15 protein-coding genes are annotated in these 21,638 nt (G+C 55.3%); 14 read left to right on the top strand and 1 reads right to left on the bottom strand.

Translation table 11 applies throughout. From position 1 onward, the window contains the following. Positions 1–107 precede the first annotated feature (107 nt). From ACXAD0_RS18340 to ACXAD0_RS18275, 14 genes are all read left to right on the top strand, one after another. Entirely contained in the window at positions 108–1,841 is a 1,734-nt protein-coding gene (locus ACXAD0_RS18340; RefSeq protein WP_475090248.1) for an alpha-amylase family glycosyl hydrolase, read from the top strand. A 401-nt stretch (positions 1,842–2,242) separates the two neighbouring features. After that, positions 2,243–8,458 carry a starch-binding protein gene (locus ACXAD0_RS18335; RefSeq protein ID WP_475090246.1) on the top strand — a complete coding sequence of 2,072 codons (6,216 nt, stop codon included), beginning with the start codon at positions 2,243–2,245 and terminating at the stop codon, positions 8,456–8,458. Between the two features lie 13 nt (positions 8,459–8,471). After that, complete coding sequence (locus ACXAD0_RS18330; protein WP_475090245.1) at positions 8,472–9,881, top strand: DUF1552 domain-containing protein; 1,410 nt, start codon at positions 8,472–8,474, stop codon at positions 9,879–9,881. A 92-nt stretch (positions 9,882–9,973) separates the two neighbouring features. Beyond that, on the top strand, positions 9,974–11,173 hold the full coding sequence (locus ACXAD0_RS18325; protein ID WP_475090243.1) for an alpha/beta hydrolase: 1,200 nt from the start codon (positions 9,974–9,976) through the stop codon (positions 11,171–11,173). Between the two features lie 337 nt (positions 11,174–11,510). After that, complete coding sequence (locus tag ACXAD0_RS18320) at positions 11,511–11,900, top strand: hypothetical protein (protein WP_475090242.1); 390 nt, start codon at positions 11,511–11,513, stop codon at positions 11,898–11,900. 246 nt (positions 11,901–12,146) lie between these two features. After that, positions 12,147–12,611 (top strand): hypothetical protein, encoded by a 465-nt coding sequence (locus ACXAD0_RS18315; protein ID WP_475090240.1) that lies wholly within the window; start codon positions 12,147–12,149, stop codon positions 12,609–12,611. A gap of 678 nt (positions 12,612–13,289) precedes the next feature. Further along, positions 13,290–14,123 carry a hypothetical protein gene (locus ACXAD0_RS18310; RefSeq protein WP_475090239.1) on the top strand — a complete coding sequence of 278 codons (834 nt, stop codon included), beginning with the start codon at positions 13,290–13,292 and terminating at the stop codon, positions 14,121–14,123. 214 nt (positions 14,124–14,337) lie between these two features. Further along, positions 14,338–14,721, top strand: a complete 384-nt coding sequence (locus tag ACXAD0_RS18305; RefSeq protein WP_475090238.1) for a hypothetical protein — start codon at positions 14,338–14,340, stop codon at positions 14,719–14,721. Between the two features lie 459 nt (positions 14,722–15,180). Continuing rightward, positions 15,181–15,351 (top strand): hypothetical protein, encoded by a 171-nt coding sequence (locus ACXAD0_RS18300; RefSeq protein ID WP_475090236.1) that lies wholly within the window; start codon positions 15,181–15,183, stop codon positions 15,349–15,351. Between the two features lie 133 nt (positions 15,352–15,484). After that, entirely contained in the window at positions 15,485–15,712 is a 228-nt protein-coding gene (locus ACXAD0_RS18295; RefSeq protein ID WP_475090234.1) for a hypothetical protein, read from the top strand. A gap of 202 nt (positions 15,713–15,914) precedes the next feature. Then, entirely contained in the window at positions 15,915–16,412 is a 498-nt protein-coding gene (locus tag ACXAD0_RS18290) for a GFA family protein (RefSeq protein WP_475090232.1), read from the top strand. Between the two features lie 90 nt (positions 16,413–16,502). Then, positions 16,503–16,781, top strand: coding sequence for a TehB-like domain-containing protein (locus ACXAD0_RS18285; RefSeq protein WP_475090230.1), 279 nt, complete (start codon positions 16,503–16,505; stop codon positions 16,779–16,781). Between the two features lie 161 nt (positions 16,782–16,942). Then, positions 16,943–19,123 carry a catalase/peroxidase HPI gene (gene katG / locus ACXAD0_RS18280; protein WP_475090228.1) on the top strand — a complete coding sequence of 727 codons (2,181 nt, stop codon included), beginning with the start codon at positions 16,943–16,945 and terminating at the stop codon, positions 19,121–19,123. A gap of 149 nt (positions 19,124–19,272) precedes the next feature. Continuing rightward, positions 19,273–20,766: an arylsulfatase gene (locus tag ACXAD0_RS18275; RefSeq protein ID WP_475090226.1), complete on the top strand. Its 1,494-nt coding sequence runs from the start codon at positions 19,273–19,275 to the stop codon at positions 20,764–20,766. A gap of 78 nt (positions 20,767–20,844) precedes the next feature. Here ACXAD0_RS18275 and arsH read toward each other — a convergent pair whose 3' ends face one another. Further along, entirely contained in the window at positions 20,845–21,618 is a 774-nt protein-coding gene (gene arsH / locus ACXAD0_RS18270; RefSeq protein ID WP_475090224.1) for an arsenical resistance protein ArsH, read from the bottom strand. Positions 21,619–21,638: the final 20 nt, after the last annotated feature.

Raw genomic sequence — 21,638 nt, 5'->3', positions numbered from 1 at the left:
CCATCACTACGCCCCATAAGAGGGGGATGCGGCGACGCGCTGTATCCGTACAGTGGGTAAAAAAGCCGTAGTCCGGCAATCATTCCAAGCGATTAAGAGAGCGCTCAATGAAATCACTGACCGCAATGACCAGCCTCGCGCTGGCCGTCACTCTGTCCGCCTGTTCTGGCGGTGGCTCCGAAAACCAGATGGCCGAAACCGACGTGGCCAGCACCCCTGCAAGTCAGCCCAGCGCCGCGGTCAGCGCGCCAGCGGACATCGCCGGTACCGATAGCTTCTGGAAAAATGCCACCATCTATTTCATGTTGACCGACCGGTTCAATAATGGCAACCCAGAGAATGACAACGCCTATGGCCGTGGGGACGATGCGGCCCACTTGCGCGGCTTCATGGGCGGTGACCTGCAGGGCGTGATCGACAAGCTGGAATCCAACTATTTCACCGATCTGGGGGTGGATGCCATCTGGATGACGCCGATCATCGAAAATGTGCACGGCTACGATGAAGGCGACAAGCGCACCTATGCCTACCACGGTTACTGGCCCAAAGACTGGACCACGGTCGATAAGAATTTGGGTTCCGAAGCGGATCTGGCGCGCATGGTCGAAGTGGCCCATGCGAAGGGCGTGCGGGTGTTGCTCGATACCATCATCAACCACACTGGCCCGGTGACCAACCTGGAGCCGCTGTGGCCAACCGAGTGGGTGCGAAACAATCCGCAGTGCGACTGGAGCAATTTCGCGGGTAACGTGACCTGCACCTTGACCAATAACTTGCCGGACATTCTCACCGAGAGTGAAGTCGCGGTTGAACTGCCCAAGTCCCTCACGGACAAGTGGGCGGCAGAGGGGCGTCTCGAGCAGGAAACCGCCGAGCTGGATGCCTACTTCCAGCGCACCGGTTACCCGCGTGCGCCCAAGTACTACATCATCAAGTGGCTCACCGACTGGGTGCGTGACTACGGTATTGACGGCTTCCGCGTCGACACCGTGAAGCACGTCGAACCAGAAGTGTGGGCGGCGCTGAAGCAAGAGGCCAGCCAGGCATTTGCCGACTGGAAAGCCGCGAATCCGGACAAAGTACTGGATGATCGCAACTTCTTTATGGTCGGTGAGGTCTATCACTACGGCATTAACAATTTTGCCCAGAGCCAGGGGCGCGCCTACAACTTTGGCGACCGGCAGGTGGACTTCTTCAATCACGGTTTCGACAGCCTGATTAACATGAGTTTCGCGCAGGACGCGTCGCAGTCTGCGGAAGAAATTTTCTCCAGCTACTCCGACACGCTGAATGCTGGCGAACTGGCGGGCGTTGGTATCCTGAACTACCTCGGTTCCCACGATGACCATGGCTCCTTCGACCGCGAACGTCAACAAACACGCAGTGCCGCGACCAAACTGATGCTGGCTCCCGGTGCCGCGCAGATTTATTACGGTGATGAGTTGGCTCGTCCAATGATCGACGAGCAGGCCTACGGTGATGCCTCGATGCGTACCTTTATGAACTGGGACGATCTGGACTCTGGCGCTGCGAGTGACATTCTCGCGCACTGGCAAAAGCTGGGGCAGTTCCGCAAGGCGCATCCGGCGGTTGGTGCCGGGGTGCATGCCAAGCTGGCTGATGCGCCGTACACCTTCTCCCGTACCCTTTCCGGCGAGAATGCTGTGGTCGTTGCGCTGGATCTGCTGGCGGGTGAAAAGGTGCTCAGCGTCGAAGGCGTGTTTGCTGATGGCACCACCGTGACCGATCACTATTCAGGTAAAGATGCAGTGGTTGAGGGTGGAAAGTTGACGCTCGATACCCAGTTCGATCTGGTACTGCTGGCAGAAAAGGACCAGTAAACCGTTTGTGTGGCTCGGCCTGGCGTATCGCCAGGTAATTTCTCTCTCCACGCTTTCGCTCCGGACCCTCAGGGTTTCGGAGCGTTTTTATTTCTGTTGCGCTGAATTTGGTGTCAGTGCTTCACGGAATTCTGTTCACTTGTGAACTCCATCTGATTTTTTATTCTACCCCGGCGCGCTTTTCATCTACGCCCCCCCAAGTACGCCCTCCTCCCGGGGGAGGATATTCCGCTCAGCCGGAGTAGCGTAGTCAGTGTGCCGCTGCGGTTCGTCGGCGCTAAAAACATAAATTAGAACTGCCTGACAGTTCAAATCAAAATAAAAACTGAAAACAGGGAAGGCTGCCTGCGCTGTATGCATTACGCGCGCTGGTGCCCTTCTGACGTTTTCCGGAGTCAGCGATGAACCCCCATAATCCGATTGCCGCGGCGCAAGGCCTGCGCGCGCTCGCACGTCGGCTATGCCTCCTGTTTTTGTTGTTCCCCTTAACTGCAATTGCACAAACCTGGCCTGAGGCCTGGTTCCGCGGAACGCCCAACAACTGGGGCACCGACCCGATGACCTATGACGCCGCAAACGGCGTCTGGACTACCGAGCAGATATTTGTTGCCGGTAACCCACGCTTCAAGATTTCCCGCTACCAGAACTGGGATGAAGCCTATCCGGCCAGCGACTTCGTGATGGAAGAAGGTCGGTTCCTGATTACCTTCAACGACCAGACCAAGGAAATTACGGCGACACCGGTGAATGAACCGGGTGGTGGAACCGGCGCAACGAGCATTTGCTTCGACAATGCGCAGAACTACGCTAACCCGCATATTTATTTCTGGGCACCGCAACCTGCGGGCTCCGTGAACAACTTGCCGGGCTGGCCTGGGCAGCCGATGACGGCGGACGGCGACTACTTTTGCTATTCGCTGGATTCGCATCTGACCGGCGGCGTGATGCCCGATTCGATGATGGTCATTTTCAGTGATGCCGGTAACGCGCAATCGCCGGACCTGCAGTTCACCGGTAATGCCTGTTATAGCGGCGGTGCCTGGATGAGTCTGGCCGATTGCGGGCTGACCCAGCCGTCCCTGGTCACGGATGCCGGTGCCGATCAGCAGGTGGAAGAAGGTAATACCATCAGCCTGAATGGCAGTGTCAGTAACCTGGCGAACGACGACAATGTGTCCGGCGCAACCTGGGCCAGTCCGGCCTGGACCGGCAGTGTCGAGGGAATGCAGGCGACCTCTCCCGTGCTTTCTGCCCCGGGCGAATTTGTCGTCACGCTGGATGTCACCACGACGAATGGCGAGGCCGCACAGGATACGTTTACCCTGACAGTCACCGCCGCCCCGGAACCCCCGCCGCCAGGCAGCAGCACAGATATCTGCTTCGATAATCCACAGGGCTTCGCCAATCCCCATATGTATTTCTGGAATCCGCAGCCAGCGGCTTCATTGGCAGACCTGCCTGGTTGGCCAGGCCAGCCGATGCGTGAGAGTGGAGATTATGTCTGTTACGACCTGGCTCCGCACCTGACCGCTGGGATGCCGGATACCCTCAATGTGATTTTCAGTGATGCCGGCGCGGGGCAAACCGCTGACCTGCTCTACGAGGGCCTACCGTGTTATGTGGCTGGTCAGTGGCAGGGCGGCGCTACCTGTGGTTTGCCGGATGCGGGATTGTATGAGCGTCCGTTACTGGCACAGCCGCTGAATTTCCCCATCAGTGGTAACGTCTCGACCGGCAACTACCGCTTTGAAGTGGCTTACCCGAATTTGCTGGGTATGTTTATGAGTCCGGTACTGGTGCTGGCGGACGGCATCAATGACCTGATCTACGTGGTCGACAAGCCCGGCAGCATTTTTGTTTTCCCGAACCGGGAAGATGTTGCGCCGGCCGAGGTCAATGTTCTGCTGGATATCAGCCCGCAGGTACGCAATTTCCACGAGCAGGGCCTGCTAAGCATGGCCTTTGATCCGGACTACGCCAACAACGGGTTTATCTACATATACTACATCGAGGGTGCGGACGATAACGAAGTCGCGGCCGATGGTGGATATGGTGATGCCGTACTCGAGCGCTGGACCGTAGATAACCCGGTTGCGCCGGGCAGTGTGGTGGGCAGCTCCCGTACGGAGGTGTTGCGTGTGCCCCAGCGTGGTCCCGACCACAAAGGCGGCATGATGCAGTTTCATCCCGAGGAAAACTATCTGTATCTCGCCATTGGTGACGGTGCCTACGGGCACAGTGCCACCATGTCATACCCGGAAGACCCGCGCACCAATAACGGTGCACAGGAAACCGACAATCTGCTCGGCACCATGATCCGCATTAAGCCGCTTGCCGACCCGGTGAATGGCCGCTATTACGAGATTCCCGCAGACAATCCCTTCGTGGGCGTGCCCGGTTTCCGCGAGGAAATCTGGTCCTATGGACACCGCAATCCGTGGCGCTGGAGCTTTGATACCGAAGCGCCCTATACGCTCTGGGAGACGGAAGTGGGGCAGGCCGGTTACGAAGAGGTCAACCTGATTGAGAAAGGCAAAAATTACGGTTGGCCAGTTTGTGAAGGCACCAACAACCGTGGTGACCTCGGTGGTGACCCGAGTAAAAACTGCAGCACTGACTTTGAACCGCCGCGGGATGGCTATGCGCACCCCACTGGTTTCTCGATTATCGGTGGCGTTGTTTACCGCGGTCAGGGGCTACCGGAACTGAGTGGCAGCTTTATTTTCGGTGACTATGTTACCAAGCGTATTTGGTCCATCGTCGACGGCGAGGCCAAGCAATTGGTGAGCGATGCCTTCCCGGAAAATATCGTCTCTTTCGGCACCGACCTTAGCGGTGAGGACCTGCTGGTTTCAACCTACGGCGTGGAGTATGGCGGCCAGTCGACCATCTACCGGATGGTGGACGATGCAGCCAACAGTGCGACCATCCCTGCGCTGCTGTCTGAAACCGGCCTGTTCGGCGACCTGCAAACCCTCGAGCCGGTCAGCGGCGTTATCGAGTACGCGGTGAATACGCAGGGCTGGTTCGATGGCGCCAACACTCGGCATTTTATTTCGGTACCCAATGACGAACAAATCCCGTTTGATCCGACGGCTGACTGGCTGATGCCGGTTGGTACGGTGCTGGTGAAGCACCTGAGTATCGAGAAGTCAGACAATGGAGCAGCACCATTTACCACTTCAGTGCTGTTCAAGCAGGACACGGGCAAATGGCAGGCAGCGAACTACCACTGGAACGCGTCCGGTACCGACGCTGACCTGATTACAGAATCATTCACAGTGATGGACGGCGGTGTGGTTGACCGCCAGCGCGCGGTGCAGTCTGCCGCCGACTGCGGGTCTTGCCACGTGGGTAGTGGCAGCCGCGAGCCGCTGGCGGTCCATACGCGACAGTTCAACCGTGACTTTGATTATGGTGGCGTACTCGCCAATCAGATTGATGTCTTCAGCAATATCCAACTGTTCAGCAGTGATGCCGGCGGCAGTGAAAACCTCGACCGCTTTGCACCGGTAAACGATGCCAGCGTGTCGCTGGGTGAGCGCGCCAAGTCGTACCTCGACACCAACTGCTCCCACTGCCATGCGAGCAGCTTTATGGATCTGCGTTACGACACGCCGCTGGCACAGATGAGTTTGCTGGGCGATGAAAACCCGGACGGGCTCGCGCGATTGAAACCCTTCGATCATGCCAGCAGCCTGATTTATATCTACCAGACCGGCGATAACAACCGCATGCCCAAGGGCACCCGATATACCAATCCGGATGCGGAAGTGTTGTTCCGTGAGTGGATTACCGCTGCGGGCGCCCAACAGAGTGGTATCAGTGTTACTGCCGCAGCGAATGAGCTGAATCCCGGCCAGCAACTGACAGTGTCGGTGCGTGCGCTTTATGACAATGGCTTTACCGCAACGCCATCGACGCAGCCCAGTGTCAGTAGTAGCAACCCTGCGGTTGTCACCATTGATGCGGTATCCAACGCTTCGGTAACGGTCAGTGCAGTGGGCGTCGGTGAATCTACCCTCACTGTACAACTGGATGGTTATACCGAGACGTTCGGCATTACCGTCAGCCAGATCGATACCAGCATCACCGGTATCGAGATTGCGCCCGACAATGTACCGCTCGGCGCCAGCCAGCAGTTGGTGGCCTATGCGGTGCGCGCCGATGGTAACCGCATCAATCTCTATGGTCAGGTCAGCTGGGCCGTCACCAGTGGGAGCGCCAGCGTCGACCAGAACGGCCTGGTGACCCGCGCAGCCGATGGCAATGTCGTCGTGCAGGCCACCATGGGTGAATTCTCCGCATCTATCACATTGGGCAATGCCTTCGACGGTATCGCACTGCGCTACGACAACCCGAACAACTGGGGTACCGTCAATGCGTATCTGTGGGTGACCATCGATGGTGTCGACCAGCCGCGTATGGACTGGCCTGGCGAGCTGATGTCCGGTCCGGATGCCGAGGGCTGGTGGCGCTACGATGTGCCGGAATCCATGCTGCACAACGGCCAGATCAATGTCATTTTCAATGACGGCAATGGCGGGCAGACCGGAGACCAGCGCGATATCGCCGAGTCTTCCAGTTTTACCGCCGGTGTGTGGGAGCCGTGGACACCGGAAGGGCAGCTCGGTGGCGATACCTCGCGCTTGTCCGTCATTGGTGGCAGCACCGCCAGCGGCGAACGGGATTTCGCGATTGGCAGTGTGGTGACTGTTACCGCAGATACGCCGCCGCTGGGGACCATCTTTGGTGGCTGGAGTGGTGATGCAGCCCCATATATTGTCGGTGATCCCACGCTGGCACAGGTTCAGCTGCTGATTCCGCGTCACGACCTCACCCTGACCGCGCTGTTCCCCGGAGAGGAAAACTCTTATCAGTCGGGGCTCGACTTCTACGCCGCGCAATGTGCCAGCTGTCACGGCGACCAGGGGCAGGGCGATGTCGGCCCGGCGCTGGCGGGTACCGGGGCTGGCTGGCAGCTGCCAGACCTGACCCAGTACATCGAGGACTTTATGCCGGTGGGCAACACTCAGAGCTGTGTCGGCAGTGAAGAGGGTGCCTGCGCGTTTGAGATCGCCCGCCTGATTGTCGATGAAGCCTGGCAAACCGGCATCTGTACCGATAGCAGTTGCGATGGCAGCACTCTGGATCAGCGCAACCTGCGCTTGCTCACGCGCGAGGAATACCTCAATACCGTGCGCGATGTGTTTGGTATCGCTTTTGACGAAACGCTCATGAATCCGGTTCCGGCAGATGGCCGCTTCCGTAACTTCGACAGTGCATCGTTCCTGACTGCCGGCAATGACCGGACCCTCGGTTATGAGTTGGTGGCAGAGGAAGTCGCGGATACGGCCGTCACGACACAGGGCTTCCTGTCACTGGGTGACAGCTGTGCCGATGTGGATTGCGTGGTCGATACGCTCGGCTTCCGCCTGTTCCGCCGTCCGCTATCGCTGAGCGAAATTGCCAATTACACACAGTTGTACAGCAATGACGACGACGGGCGCCTGTTGGTGCAGGCCATGCTGTTGTCGCCGCACTTTATGTATCGCTCGGAGCTCGGTGTACTCGACAGCGCAACCGGGGTGTACAAACTCGACAACTTCGAAATCGCGACGCTGCTCGCCTATACGTTCTGGGTCACTACGCCCGATGATGCACTGTTGCTGGCAGCAGGGGATGTGAATTTTGATATTGCCACACAGGTCGATCGGTTACTGGCAGACCCGCGTTCCGAGCGTGGCCTGCGACGCTTTATCGGCGGCTGGCTGATCAACAATCAGTATCCGTTCCCGGCCATCAGTGATCCAAACCTGATTGGCGCTTTCAAGGAAGAGAGTGTGCGTTTCGTGTTGGAAAACATTCGCACGAACTCTGCCTATAGCGAACTGCTCACCGCCAACTACACCTGGGCCGATGGCGATCTCGCCGCGCATTACGGTTTGGATACCAGTAGTGGCAGCAGCTGGCAGCAGCGCACGTTTGATGCCGAAGATCCCCGTGCCGGTACAGGCTTGCTCGGGCATGGCAGCTTCCTTGCGTCGCGCACCAGTACCGTCAACCCGGCGCCCATCAAGCGCGGTGTCTATGTGCGCGAAGTGCTGATGTGCCAGGAGTTCCCACCACCGGCCGCTGCGGATTTCAACGTGGTTTTCGAAGAAACCGACAGCAACCGTGAGGCGACGGCACGGCATACCAGTGATCCAGCCTGTGCCTCCTGTCACCAGTTTATCGACGGTGTGGGTTTCGGCTTCGAGCGCTTCGGCAGTGACGCCCTGTATCGAACCATCGAAACCATTGGCACCGGCGAGCAGCAAGCCATTGATGACAGTGGCAGCATCAAGAGCCTGTACACACCGGCCACGGTGCTGGATCCACTGAGTCCGTCTTATGACTTCTTCTCGGTTACCGAACTGTCGGGCCTGATCGCCGGCAGTGACCAGGGTGAAGCCTGCTTCGCCCGCCAGTTCTATCGTTATGTGGTAGGGCGTGAAGAAATCGCGAATGACGAGCTGATCATCCACGCAGTCAGCGAAGACTTACGCAGTGGAGGTGGCATGCGCGACATGCTGCGCACGCTCGCACTGTCTGACGCATTCACCACTCGGCGCTAACGGAGGAATAACAATGAAAAAGTTTCTGTTGCCGGAAGTGAAGGGGAGTACAAACCGCTCCCGCAGGAAGTTCCTGATCAATATGGCGCGTGCCGGACTATTACTGCCGGTTGCCGGCCAGATGTTGGGGCAGCAATTGCTGGCCCAGCCCGGAAGCGCGCAGCGCGTACTGTTCCTCTATTATCCTAACGGTGTCGTGCCCTATAACTGGTATCCAGAGCAGGGTGCAGGCAGCATCGGTGGCAGCCAGGAGTTGAGCTTCGGCCTCGGCCCCCTCAAAGACTGGCATAACAATCTCATTGTGCTGCAAAACCTCACACTGGATATCGGCCCGGGCGCCGGTGCGCACTACAACGATATGCGCGGCATCCTCACCGGCAATAATGAAATCAGCCGCGAGAGCGCCAGCATCGATCATTTGATTGCGGAGCAGCTCGGTAACGAGGGGGTGTTGAGTCTGGGCGTGCGCACCGGCAGTCGCTCGGACATCATGATCTCCAAACCCCGCGGTTACGATAGCAATGCGCGGCCGATCCCCAATAACGACCCGGCTGATGCTGCGCAAAAGCTGGCGGTGGGTATTGCCGGCGGCGGCAGTAGCGGTTCCCCGGAAAAGCAGGCCATGTACGATGCCATTCTGAATGACTTCGACAGCCTGGCCGATATCACGCTGGAAAGTGCGAAGCGTGACAAGCTTGTCCTGCACGAGAACGCCTTGCGTCGTTTGCGTGACTTGTCGGGTAATCAGGTGGGGGAATGCAGTTTCAACACCAATGTGATGAGCGATCCCTACTATGCCTCCAGCGGTCAGCTAACCCCAACGGAATGGCAAATGTTCCCGGATCTTGCGCGTGCCCAAATCGACAATGTCATCGGTGCCTTCTCCTGCGGGTTGCATCGGGTCGCGACGTTGCAGCTCTCCAAGGGGGATGAGAATGGCAACCTGGTGAACTACAGCTTCGACGAGTGCTGGGCCATGGCACAGGACGCGATCAACCAGGGTATCCAGCACGACCCGAACAGCGGTACGGTCGGTAGCATTACCCGCTGGTATAACGAGTTCGCCAGCCACAGTGCCTCGCATCGTCCTGGCGATGTACCGCACACCGCGCAGGTGCGCTGGTACCACTCGCTACTGGCCTACACCCTGCAGCAGCTAAACAGCAAAGGGCTTCTCGACGATACCCTGGTGGTGATGTTCTCCGAGGTGGGCGACGGCTCCAAACACGGCGGTGCTGCGGGTGCAGTAACGCTGGCGGGTGGCGCCGCCGGTAACCTGCAAATGGGTCGGGTGATCAACTGTGGCGACGGCGCGAACAATGGCAATCGTATTTATGGCACCCATAACCTGTTTGGCGATGTGGCGCGATATCTGGGGGTGACCAGCCTGCCGGAGAGCCACTGGAGTGGAGGGGTCGTGTGAGGCGTAACGACCATACCGGAGCATGCGGTAAGGGCGGTCGATTAGCCCTTTCCGCGTGGTCTCCCCAATAGCAATCGCAAAGGAACATGCATGTGGCAAAAACCCATGTGCCAAAAACCGTAGTCATTCAAACCGCTCTGTATCTTGTCGTTTTGCTTGCCCCCTTCCGGGCAATTGCCATGGATACGATTCGGATCGAAGTCTCACCACCACCCGGTTTTACCGAGGCCGATACGGTGAATGTGGTCGGCAGTTTCAATAACTGGTCTCTGGATGGTGACGAAGCCATTGTGCTCGAGCGACAGGGCGGTCGGCTCGTTGCCGATCTGCCCTTGCTCGATCACGTCATCTTCTATAGCTTTGTCAAAAATAGAGACTGGCGCCTGACGCCCGCTTCGAAGGATGGCAAGCGCCAGTGTTCTTATTTGGCGACGGCAGATCAATCCAGCAAAATAGAGCACCAGGTGCCCGGGTGGCTCACCGAAAAAGCGCAGGCCCCCGCCAAACCGAGTATCACAGGTACCGTCGAAGAGATTGCCGGGTTCCACTCCCCTCAGCTGAGTCGGGACATGAACATTTCGATCTATCTCCCGCCTTCATATGGGGAAGACCCTGCTCGGTCGTATCCCGTTCTGTATATGCTGGACGGGCAGAACCTCTTCGATCGAGCAGCATCCTATAGCGATGAGTGGCGTATTGATGAAACCCTTGAGGCCCGCGCAAATGCCGGTACTGGAGCAGAGGTGATCGTGGTTGCCGTGCCCAACAGTGAGAAGCGCTGGCAAGAATACAATCCCTGGGACTTTGTCGATCGCGAAGGAAACACACAAACGGGGCTAGGTGATCAGTACCTGCAATTTATTGTGACTTCACTCAAGCCCCATATCGACGCGAACTATCGGACGCGCCCCAACGACACCGCTTTGGCGGGTGCCTCACTGGGCGGCCTGATGGCCCTGTACGCCGCACTTAGTTATGACGAGACATTCAGCTACATTGCCGCGTTCTCGCCCGCCATGGCTATCGAGGACGAGAATCAACGCAACGTCCTTTTTGAGGCTGTGAAGCATGCCGACAAGTCGCACACCAAGATCTATGTCGACATTGGCAAGGTTGAGTACGATGGCTACGAGCGGATCGACCAGCTCAAAGCCCTTTTGCTGAGCTCTGTATCGTCTCCAGATGCCTTGTGGGTTCTTCGCGATGATCTTGGGCGCCATTGCGAGCTGGACTGGTCCCGACGATTCCCCGCCGCCCTGGCATGGTGGTTAGATAACGAAGCGAGCCAGTGAATTCCTGTTCTTCCGTGTCGTGAGAAAAGCAGTGCGCGCAGCGGACGTTTGTTCTCTGGCGTTTTCTTCGAGGAGTTAGTCGATTGATTGGGTTTGAAGCGATCAGCCACCTGGCTGTATTCGATCGACAAGAAGGAAAATAAAATCCTAATGAATAGATAAAATTTGAAACTTTGTTATATTGGGGTTCGCGCATTTTTCGATGATGCAATGTCATTAAATCAAATTAGATTGGCGCGAGTTTATCCAGGTGTTCATATAAACGCTAAGTGTGTCAGTTGCATATCCTGGCTCACATCTACTGTTCTGACATGGCGTATCTCAATAAGGAAAAATAATGAAGTTGAATAAAAAATTTCTAACGGCTTCTCTTGTCTCAAGTATTGTTTCGCTTTCGGTTGCTACATCTGCTTCTGCCAAGGCATCAGAGGCCGTTATGCTGGAAGGCAAAGGATGTGAGCTGGAGCAGGGGCTGAAATCAACCGCGAATGACCAGCCAACCAGTATTGAGATTAAAAACGAGTCAGATAGCTCAATCATTATCCGCTGGATTGACTATGAAGGTGTCCGTAGCGAGATGCCCTCTCTCATTATCCGCCTGGATCCGCAGGAGTCGACTTTTCATAATACGTTCGTTACTCACCCACATTTGATCACGGACGAAAATGGCAACTGTCTCACCATCTTCTTCCCGGCAGCAGAGCACGGCCTGGCACTGCTGAAGTAGCAGGTGCTTAAATTCGACGTTTCATAACGCTAATGTCTTGGACTTATTGTCTTAGGATCAATTGAGCGGGCCCGTTTTCAAGGAAAAGCGGGGTGCTCAAAAATATCACCACATTCCGTAAGCGCCCAGTTTAAAGCAGAAAGATTCCGCTTCGCTTGACTAAATTGCGCGGTATGTCGTGCCCAGGTCAGGCGTTGCCGTTTGACGTATTTCGGTTTTTCGAAAAGATAAGTATTGGGGGTGTTGGTGAGAGTAATAAAGCTACTGGTAGTTTACTTAGCGTTTTCTGCGGGGCCACTGCAGGCTTCATCCGAAGCAGCGTTCTTACCTGTTATTCAATTGTTCACTGCGATGTCGGAAATCGATCACCCAGGTATGCGGGCATCAGTGAGTGACAACTTTGAACTGTTGGAGCATGGAGAAGTCTGGGATATTGAGAAGCTGGTCTCGGTTGTCCAGTCGAGTCAGTATTCCGCTGAGAATTACTACAGCGTGATTTCGTCAGATATCCGCGGCGATGTGGCGCTTTTCAGTTTCTGGAACAAGGCAACTTTTTCATCTCCAGACCATACCTTGGGCGTGGCTTGGCTCGAGAGTGCCGTGGCCGTGCGGATCGACGGCGTTTGGCGTCTCCAACAACTGCATTCTACGCGGGTTGACCCGAAGAAGGTCCCGGACGACCTGCAGTTCATCAAAATTCAAAAGTCTTAACCTTAAACGATAGAAGCGTGGTATTTCATTGGTTGTGGCAGCGTTAAAGGATATGCATATGTGAGTGCATTGGTGAAGCGCACAAGCTTTAGCTGATTTTCGATCTGTCTGACAGGCGTGAATGTGGACATTTCTATTGTATGGAGTCTGAGTTAAACCCGATTTAGCAAGGATATCTGGTCATATTGATCGCTATCTGGGAGGGATGCTCAACATCGAAATTTATTGGATGATAATTATAGAGTTAGCGATATTTCGGATCCCTACTAGAAGTTGGGATGACGGAAAGATCGCGTTATTTCCCCGTTCGCGACGATTGATCGAATCTCATCAGGCCTTGACGCTACAGGGATTGCTGATCATTCCGATGCTAAAACGATCATTGGGATAGTGTGGCCGGAGGCATCAACTCGCTGCCGAGCAATTCACCTTTGAGAGTCAAAAGGAAAACACATGGAAAAATTGATCTTAGATGAAACAGTAAGGCTGGTTTCAATAAGTGGTGGGCGGTAATTTCTCTTGTGCCGCTAATTAATATTGTCTTTGTATGGATTTTTGCTTTTCAAAATGGCCTGGTTAGGAATCAGTGGCGTAAAAAGTTTGGCAGGCGGGGATCCTAAGAGCGTGGCTTCGCCACACAGAAACCTTTTTCAAAGGCGTTAGGATAAGAAAAAATAAATGCGCAGGCAGCTAATTCCACTAATTTTTTTGAGTTTTTCTACTTTCGCGGGCGCAGAAATATCTGCTCCATTTTTTTGGGGTGGCTATGAGGATGGAGCGGTAAAGTTTGAAAAGACGAGCATTCTTCTTTCTGTCAAGGGAGAGAATGAGGGTTATGTCCAGTTAGACACTGGTTCGGCTCTATCCTATGCGTACGGTGAAAATAAAGACAAATCACTTACGATTTTCTCAAGCGGTGGTGAGGGGTTTACTCATATTTTCAATCCTAAACCTGAGTTGTTGGCAGGAGAAATTGTTGGGACTTTGGGGGCCGATTTTTTTTCTAGTAAATGTCTATCAATAGATTTTCCTCGTGAGAAAGTTCTCATCACAGATTGTGAGAAAGAGCGCGTAGATCCAGATGTTGTTTGGATAGATGGGCGTCGTAGTAGATTTGGACACTTACTTATCGATGTAGAAGTGGGTGATCATGTGATCAATAACGTAATGTTTGATACGGGTGCGTCGATTTTTTCGCTCGTTGTCACAGAAAATGAATGGAAGAAAATTGTGATTGATGGGGCTATTGAAAACCCTACTCATAAAATCGTAGTTCCCTCCTGGGGAAAACTTTTAACAATGAGTGGTGCGAATCCAAAATTTCCGGTTTGCGTTGAGAGTATATGTGCGAGCAAGCCTGTATATATCCTGCCGAAAGAATTTGGGTTAGAAGATTATGGTATCTCAGGTACTATAGGTAACGCTTTGTTCTACGATAAGTACATGCTAGTAATGGACTTTAGGGAAAATAAAATTGGCCTGACCTCTTCGGGAAGTTTTCAGGCCCGCTAGCCTGGCAGGCGCTTGCGTGTGGCAAGCTGATCTGCGGCCACTTTTACGGACTGAAAGTTCCGTATAAAAAGTGATGCGCCGGTAAACGGTTTGTATGGGTCAATATATCACTCTGGCGACACACTCAGTGTTGGTATGTCCGATATTGCCTCTAGTATGCTATAAAGAATTCGATGTTTGTTTACCTTTCGGGGCTAATCGCAGCGGTGCATCTATGAAGAATGTCTACATCAAGATACTTGCTATCGTAGTTATTCCGGTGGCAGCGAACCTGTATGCCTTAACAAAGCTAGAGCCTATCCTTGCAGCAGTTGAAGATCAGGATGTCGCGCAAAGCTATCGCGTTTTCGCGGAACAAGTGGAGGCTGGAGCTCTGGACCATGCTGAAATCGGTCAGCGAATCTTGCGTATCGCGGATGGGGAGCAAAAGGTCGCTGAAGGGTTAGGGTTACTCCGTACCGGGGGGTATCTCTGGCTTTTGGGTGTGCTGCTCATGGCTGTCGCACAATCGGTACTCATTCTTTTGCTCATTAGAACGCAGAAGAGATTACAGCAGCGGGGTTCCGAATTTCATGCTGCGCCCGCTGAACATTCGTAGACACAATCGTCAGTTTCGTGATCGCGCCGGGATACCTCAAAAAGATTGCAGGTCCGTTTTCTCGTTATGCGCACCGACTGCTACTCACCCAAAGAAGTGCTAGCTTGCCGTAGTTATGCTTAATGCATCGCGCTGTGGACACGGGCTATGTCGAGAAAGGTTGCTAGGATAAGGCTGTCAACGCGGTATTTTATAAACATAGCCCGGCCAATCATTTCAAAAAGCATTCATATCTTCTTGTTTTTTCAAAACAATAATGTCGACTTTTCATTGAGTCAATTAAACTATTCGTCATATTTTTATTCTAAAGCCTATTGGATAAAATAAGTCATGAATAAATGTCCAGCATGTAATGAAATTCCAATTTCGCTGGCAAACTGGTGCAGGAGCGTCAATTCGATAAAGTGTACTTGCGCCAACTGTGGTGCATCATTGTCGGCAAATATAGCTACCTGGGCGGTGCTTGTACTGATTGTAATTGGTATGGTTGCGACGGTGCTGGTGTCGATTACGCAGTTTGGTCTGCATATCAAGTACGATCGCCTGATATTAATGGGGCTCGTGATTGTCCCCGTTATTATTGGTTCTGGTGCCGGCTACTTCTTGGGTGGGTACAACCAAAAGGCCTGATACGTTCTCGCTATCTGCTTTTGGATTTTCCAGAGGGTCATCGGTTTGCCAGCGTATCCCTCTGTCCGAGTTGCTGGCGGCAGGTATTGTGGAGCAATGTCTAGCATGGGTTTATTGGTACACAGGAGATATTTTGAGCAAGTTAATCAGTGTCATATTGGTGATGGCTGTACTGCAGGGCTGTACGAGCTCCACCCGGGCTGCACAGGACCGTTTTGATGCGGGGCAAGACGCGCAGCGCGCCCAAATAGAGCGGGAGCGTGGAAATGAGCCCATGGCGGGTGTCTACGAAGACAGTGCGGAAAGGAAGAAAGATAGCAAGTCTCTTTGGGTAACCTTGTTGGCCAAGATCTTTAATTGAAGTTGACGCTTGGTTGCCTGCTTTGGTGAATCCCACAAGGCTTGTACGGGTTCTGCGGTAACCTCGACCCGCTTTCGCTCTCACATGACGCGTTTTCCTCGGGCACCCCGGGGCTGTAGCAGCCATTGCACTATCATGCAGATGCCCTGGTGGGCGTGAGTCATTCGAGGTCTAGATCATCCAACTACGCGGGAGCCGGGCTATGCAGCTTGAGGGTTCATGTCACTGTGGTAGCGTAACGTTCAGCGTTTACTCCTCCTGTCCTGTTCCATTTAACCGATGCTACTGCTCAATCTGTCGGAAGACCGCGGGTGGTGGAGGCAATGCGATTAACCTGGGGGCTGACTTTCAGTCTCTGGAGGTTTGCGGGCAGGAAAACATCAGCGTTTACCAGGCAATGGTGCCCGGCGAGGGTTCTGGTAGCACGCATGAGAGCCCGGCGCGACGGCACTTCTGTCGCCATTGCGGCAGTGCGCTGTGGCTCTGGGATCCGCGTTGGCCGGAACTGGTGCACCCCTTCGCCTCGGCCATTGATAGTGACTTGCCCAAGGCACCGCAGCATACCCATATGATGCTGGGTTCAAAAGCGCCGTGGGTGGATGTGCATGCTGAACCGCATGATCAATGTTTCGAGAGGTACCCACAGGAGTCTCTCGCGGAATGGCACCGCCGGTTGGGTCTGGAGGACTTGGCGCCATAGGGTGGGCTTCCCTCCTCACACATCGGCGAACGCTACGATAGATCTGTTACTTAGCGAGCCCTCGAAACACGACATAGCCAGGGTCACTGAATGATGAAAGCGCTGCCCGAGACCGTCATTTCCTACAAATGCACACCAGAGTTTACCGAGGTAAATGTCCCCGCCGGGTTACTGAAGGATCACCATACCAAAGAAGGGGTCTGGGGAAGGATCGTGGTTCTGTCCGGAACGCTGATGTACACCATCCAGCAACCCGAGCCCGAAGTGGTTGAGTTGACGTCAGAAAGGTTTGGTGTCGTAGAGCCCCTGATAAAACATCACATCTCTCCTGTGGGGCCGGTGAAATTCTACGTTGAGTTCTACCGTTAACGCTTGACGGGTTCAGACGGCGGCGATGAGAGAGTAATCACGTCGCAGGTTCGGCGCGAGGCAATCGCGAGGACTAGCTAGGCTATAGTTGGTCGAGCCCATCGAAGTTCCACAGCTTCATTAATTTCCACTGTCCGCCGATAGCGCCGGGGAGATCCGCCATGGCTGATAGCCAGTGCCCTTTTAGTCACGCCGCCGGTGGTGGCACCAACAACCAGGACTGGTGGCCGAACCAGTTGCGGCTGGACATTCTGCGCCAGCATAGCGCCGAGTCGGATCCGATGGATCCGGACTTTCATTATGCCGAGGCATTCACCAGCCTCGACTACGAGGGACTGAAAAAAGATCTGCATGCCCTGATGACCGATTCGCAGGAATGGTGGCCGGCAGACTTCGGTCACTATGGACCGTTATTTATTCGTATGGCCTGGCACAGTGCGGGGACCTATCGAGTCCGCGACGGACGCGGTGGTAGCGCTACCGGAAGCCAGCGCTTCGCACCTCTGAACAGCTGGCCGGATAACGTCAACCTGGATAAAGCCCGGCGTCTGTTATGGCCCATCAAGCAAAAGTATGGGCGCAGTATTTCCTGGGCCGATCTGATGATCCTCGCGGGTAATGTGGCGCTGGAATCAATGGGGTTCAAAACCTTTGGGTTTGGCGGCGGTCGCGAGGATATCTGGGAGTCGGAGAAGGATGTCTATTGGGGCGATGAAAAAGCCTGGCTGACAGACAAGCGTTATACCGGCGACCGGGACCTGGAGAACCCGCTCGCGGCAGTGGAAATGGGGCTCATTTACGTCAATCCGGAGGGCCCTGATGGCAATCCGGATCCGGTTGCCGCGGCACGTGATATCCGTGAAACCTTTGGCCGGATGGCGATGGATGATGAGGAAACGGTCGCATTGATCGCCGGAGGTCATACGTTTGGGAAAACCCATGGTGCAGGTGACGCCGCGCTGGTGGGCCCTGAGCCGGAGGCGGCCGGGCTGGAAGAGCAGGGTCTCGGTTGGCGCAGTGGTTTTGGCACTGGCAAAGGAGATGACACCATCACCAGCGGTCTCGAGGTGATCTGGACCAGTACTCCAACCAAATGGAGTTCCAACTATTTCTGGAACCTGTTTGGCTATGAATGGGAATTGACCAAGAGTCCGGCCGGCGCCCACCAGTGGCAGCCGAAACATGGCGCCGGTGCCGAGTCAGTCCCGGATGCCCACGACCCCGACAAGCGTCATGCTCCGATGATGTTGACGACTGATATCGCCTTGCGGGCCGATGAAAATTACGAGCGAATCTCCCGTCGATTCTACGAAAACCCGGATGAGTTTGCCGATGCGTTTGCCCGCGCCTGGTTCAAACTGACCCATCGGGATATGGGGCCGCGCGCGCGCTATCTTGGGCCAGAAGTCCCGGCTGAGGTGCTGATCTGGCAGGATCCGGTGCCGCCGGTCGAGCATGCGTTGGTCGATGACAAAGATGTCGCCCTGTTGAAGGAAAAGATCCTTGAATCCGGTTTAACCACTGGGGAATTGGTGGGCGTTGCATGGGGCTCTGCATCTACCTTCCGCGGCTCTGACAAGCGAGGCGGTGCGAATGGTGCGCGCATCCGGCTGGCGCCGCAAAAAGACTGGGAGGTAAACCAGCCGCAGACGCTCGCCAAGGTGCTGACTGCGCTGGAAAGTATCCAGGCCGATTTTAATGGCAGTGAGACCGGCAGTAAGACGATATCGTTGGCGGATCTCATTGTACTGGGCGGCGCGGCGGCAATTGAAAAGGCCGCAAGCGATGCCGGACATCAGGTTAGTGTGCCATTTTCCCCGGGCCGCACCGACGCCGCCCCGGAAGAAACCGACGTGCGTTCGTTTGCGGATCTGGAGCCACTGGCGGATGGCTTCCGCAACTACCTGCTCGCCGGCGTGCAGGTGCCAGCCGAGCAATTACTGGTGGATAGGGCGCAACTGCTCACGCTCACCCCACCCGAACTGACCGTGTTGATCGGGGGTATGCGTATGCTCGATACCAATGTCGGCCAAACAGCCTTTGGGGTATTAACCGACCGCTCTGGTTGTCTCAGTAATGACTTCTTTGTGAATTTGCTGGACATGTCGACGGTCTGGCGTCAGGACGATTCCGCCAATGGTCTGTTCCAGGGTGTTGCGCGGGAAGGCGGCGAGCCGCGCTGGTCGGCAACCCGGGTTGATCTGGTTTTTGGGTCCAACGCTGAATTGCGCGCACTGGCCGAGGTGTATGCGAGCGCGGATGGCGAAGACAAGTTCCTGAGGGACTTTGTTGCGGCCTGGGTGAAAGTGATGGAGCTCGACCGGTTTGACTTGCACCGGTGAGGCGACATCTGGGTATGCAAAGCGGGGTTCAGGCCCCGCTTTTTTTGCGTCCAATTTCTGGTGGCGGCTGGTTCAGCGGAAAGCCGCTGTCCCTGATCTAGGCTGTGTGAACCACTGTGATTCGGCTTGGCAGGGAAGCAAGACAGGATATGAAAACTCTACTCGGCATGTTGTTGGTGGCACTGGCCGGCCTGGGCCAGGCCGCGGAAAGACCCAATATCCTCGCCATTATGGTGGATGATGTGGCGTCCCTTTCCCTCAGCGCCTATACACACGGGATGACCTACCGCACGCCGAATATTGATCGGATCGCCAAAGAGGGAGTGCTTTTCACGGATCATTATGCGCAGCCGAGCTGCACTGCCGGACGCGCTGCCTTCCTGATGGGTCAGTTACCTGTGCGTACCGGGCTGACGACCGTGGGGCAGCCCGGTAATCCACTGGGTATCAAGGAAGAAGACCCGACGCTGGCAGAATTCCTGAAAGAGCATGGCTATATGACGGCCCAGTTTGGAAAAAACCACCTGGGCGATCTGGATGAACATCTGCCAACCCGTCATGGCTTCGACGAATTCTATGGCAACCTGTATCACCTGAATGTATCGGAAGAGCCGGAGCAGGCGGACTATCCGAAGAGCCCGGAGTTCAGGAAAAGCTTTGCCCCGCGCGGTGTCATCGAATCATTCGCGGATGGACGTATTCGTGACACGGGGCCGTTAACCCGCAAGCGCATGGAGACATTTGATGAAGAAATTCTCGAGCGCAGCCTCAATTTTATGGACCGTGCCAAAAAAGCACAGAAGCCCTTCTTTATCTGGCATGCCACCAGTCGCATGCATGTCTATACCCACCTGAAACCCGAGAGCCGTCATCTGGCGACTGGAATCAGCTCGGAAGAAGACGTCTTTGGCAGCGGCCTGCTCGAACATGATGGCCACGTAGGTGCCTTGCTGGACAAGCTGGACCAGCTCGGCATTGCCGACAACACCATTGTGATTTACACCACGGACAATGGCCCGGAGCAGAGCTCATGGCCGGACGCGGGTACCACTGCCTTTCGTGGAGAAAAGATGACGACCTGGGAGGGCGGCCTGCGGGTACCTTTCCTGGTGCGCTGGACGTCACAGATACCACCGGGGCAGGTACGCAATGGCATCTCTTCCCATGAAGATGTCTTTCCCTCGATCGCGGCCGCCCTGGGGGAGGGCAACCTGCGGGAAAAGTACAAGAAGCGTTTCAAGGTATACATCGATGGGGAAAACAACTGGGACTACTGGACCGGCGAGAAGCAAGAATCGGCGCGCAAGCACCTTTTTTATTACTACGAAGACAAGTTGACTGCCCTGCGAGTAGGGCCGTGGAAAATGCACTTTGCCACCAAACCCTGCAATTGTTATTACGGGGATATGGTTTTCCATACCATGCCCAAGTTGTTCAACCTGCGCAAAGACCCGAAAGAGCACTATGACGGTATTACCGGGTTTCACCAGATCATGCGCAAGAGCTGGGTGATTCAGCCGGCCATCAAGATCCTTACGGAGCACGTAGCCACCTTCAAGGATTTCCCTCCGCGCCAGGAGTCTGCGTCATTGAATATTAACGAAGCGATTGAAAAGGCAAAGGCAGTCAGTAATGCGCGCTAGCCGCGTATCTTTTCGGCGTGGGTAGCGGCAAAACGGAGACCAGAGGTCTCCGTTTTTGTTGGGCCGGCAGTGCAGCGCTCAACAGCATCGCGCCTTCGGCGCACAGCAGCTACTGCGTGTAGTTGTAGGCGCCAGCTGAGCACTGGCACCGGCCGCCTCGACCTGCTTCTTCAAAGCTGCGGTGGCTTCGGCGGAGTGCGCCATTTTGTTCTCGCTGAAGCGTTCGGTGAGATAATCGCTCTGGCCGCGCAGCAGCATGGTGGTCTTTACCAGTTCCTCCAGCACATCGATCACCCGGTCGCGGAATGACGAATCCTTCAGCTTGCCGTGTTCATCAAATTCCTGCCACGCCTTGGCGATGGAGGATTGGTTGGGGATGGTAAACATACGCATCCAGCGTCCCAGAATCCGCATGTTGTTGACCGCATTAAACGACTGGGAGCCGCCGGAGATTTGCATGACGGCGAGGGTCTTGCCCTGGGTTGCGCGCACCGCGGACTGGTCCAGTGGTAACCAGTCGATCTGGTTTTTGAATACCGCGGACATATTCCCGTGTATTTCCGGGCTGATCCACACCTGACCGTCGCACCAGTCGGACCACTCACGCAGTTGGTGTACCTTGGGGTGGTCGGTACTTTCACCATCGAAGATCGGTAGCTCCGCCGGATCGAACAGGCGCACCTCTGCGCCAAAGTGGCCGAGTATTTCCGTGACCTCCTGGGCCAGCAGGCGGGTGTAGGAGTTTGCTCGCAGCGAGCCAAATAGCACCAGAATTTTGGGTGCGGCCTGTTCCGGGCGGACCTGGGCCAGGCGCAGCTGGATATGTTCGGGATGGTGGTTGGGTAACATCATTTTGGGCACCTGCCTGTTAG

It is taken from the genome of Microbulbifer sp. ABF4_148 (assembly GCF_056158985.1).
This window is presented reverse-complemented; position numbering and strand designations above follow the sequence as displayed.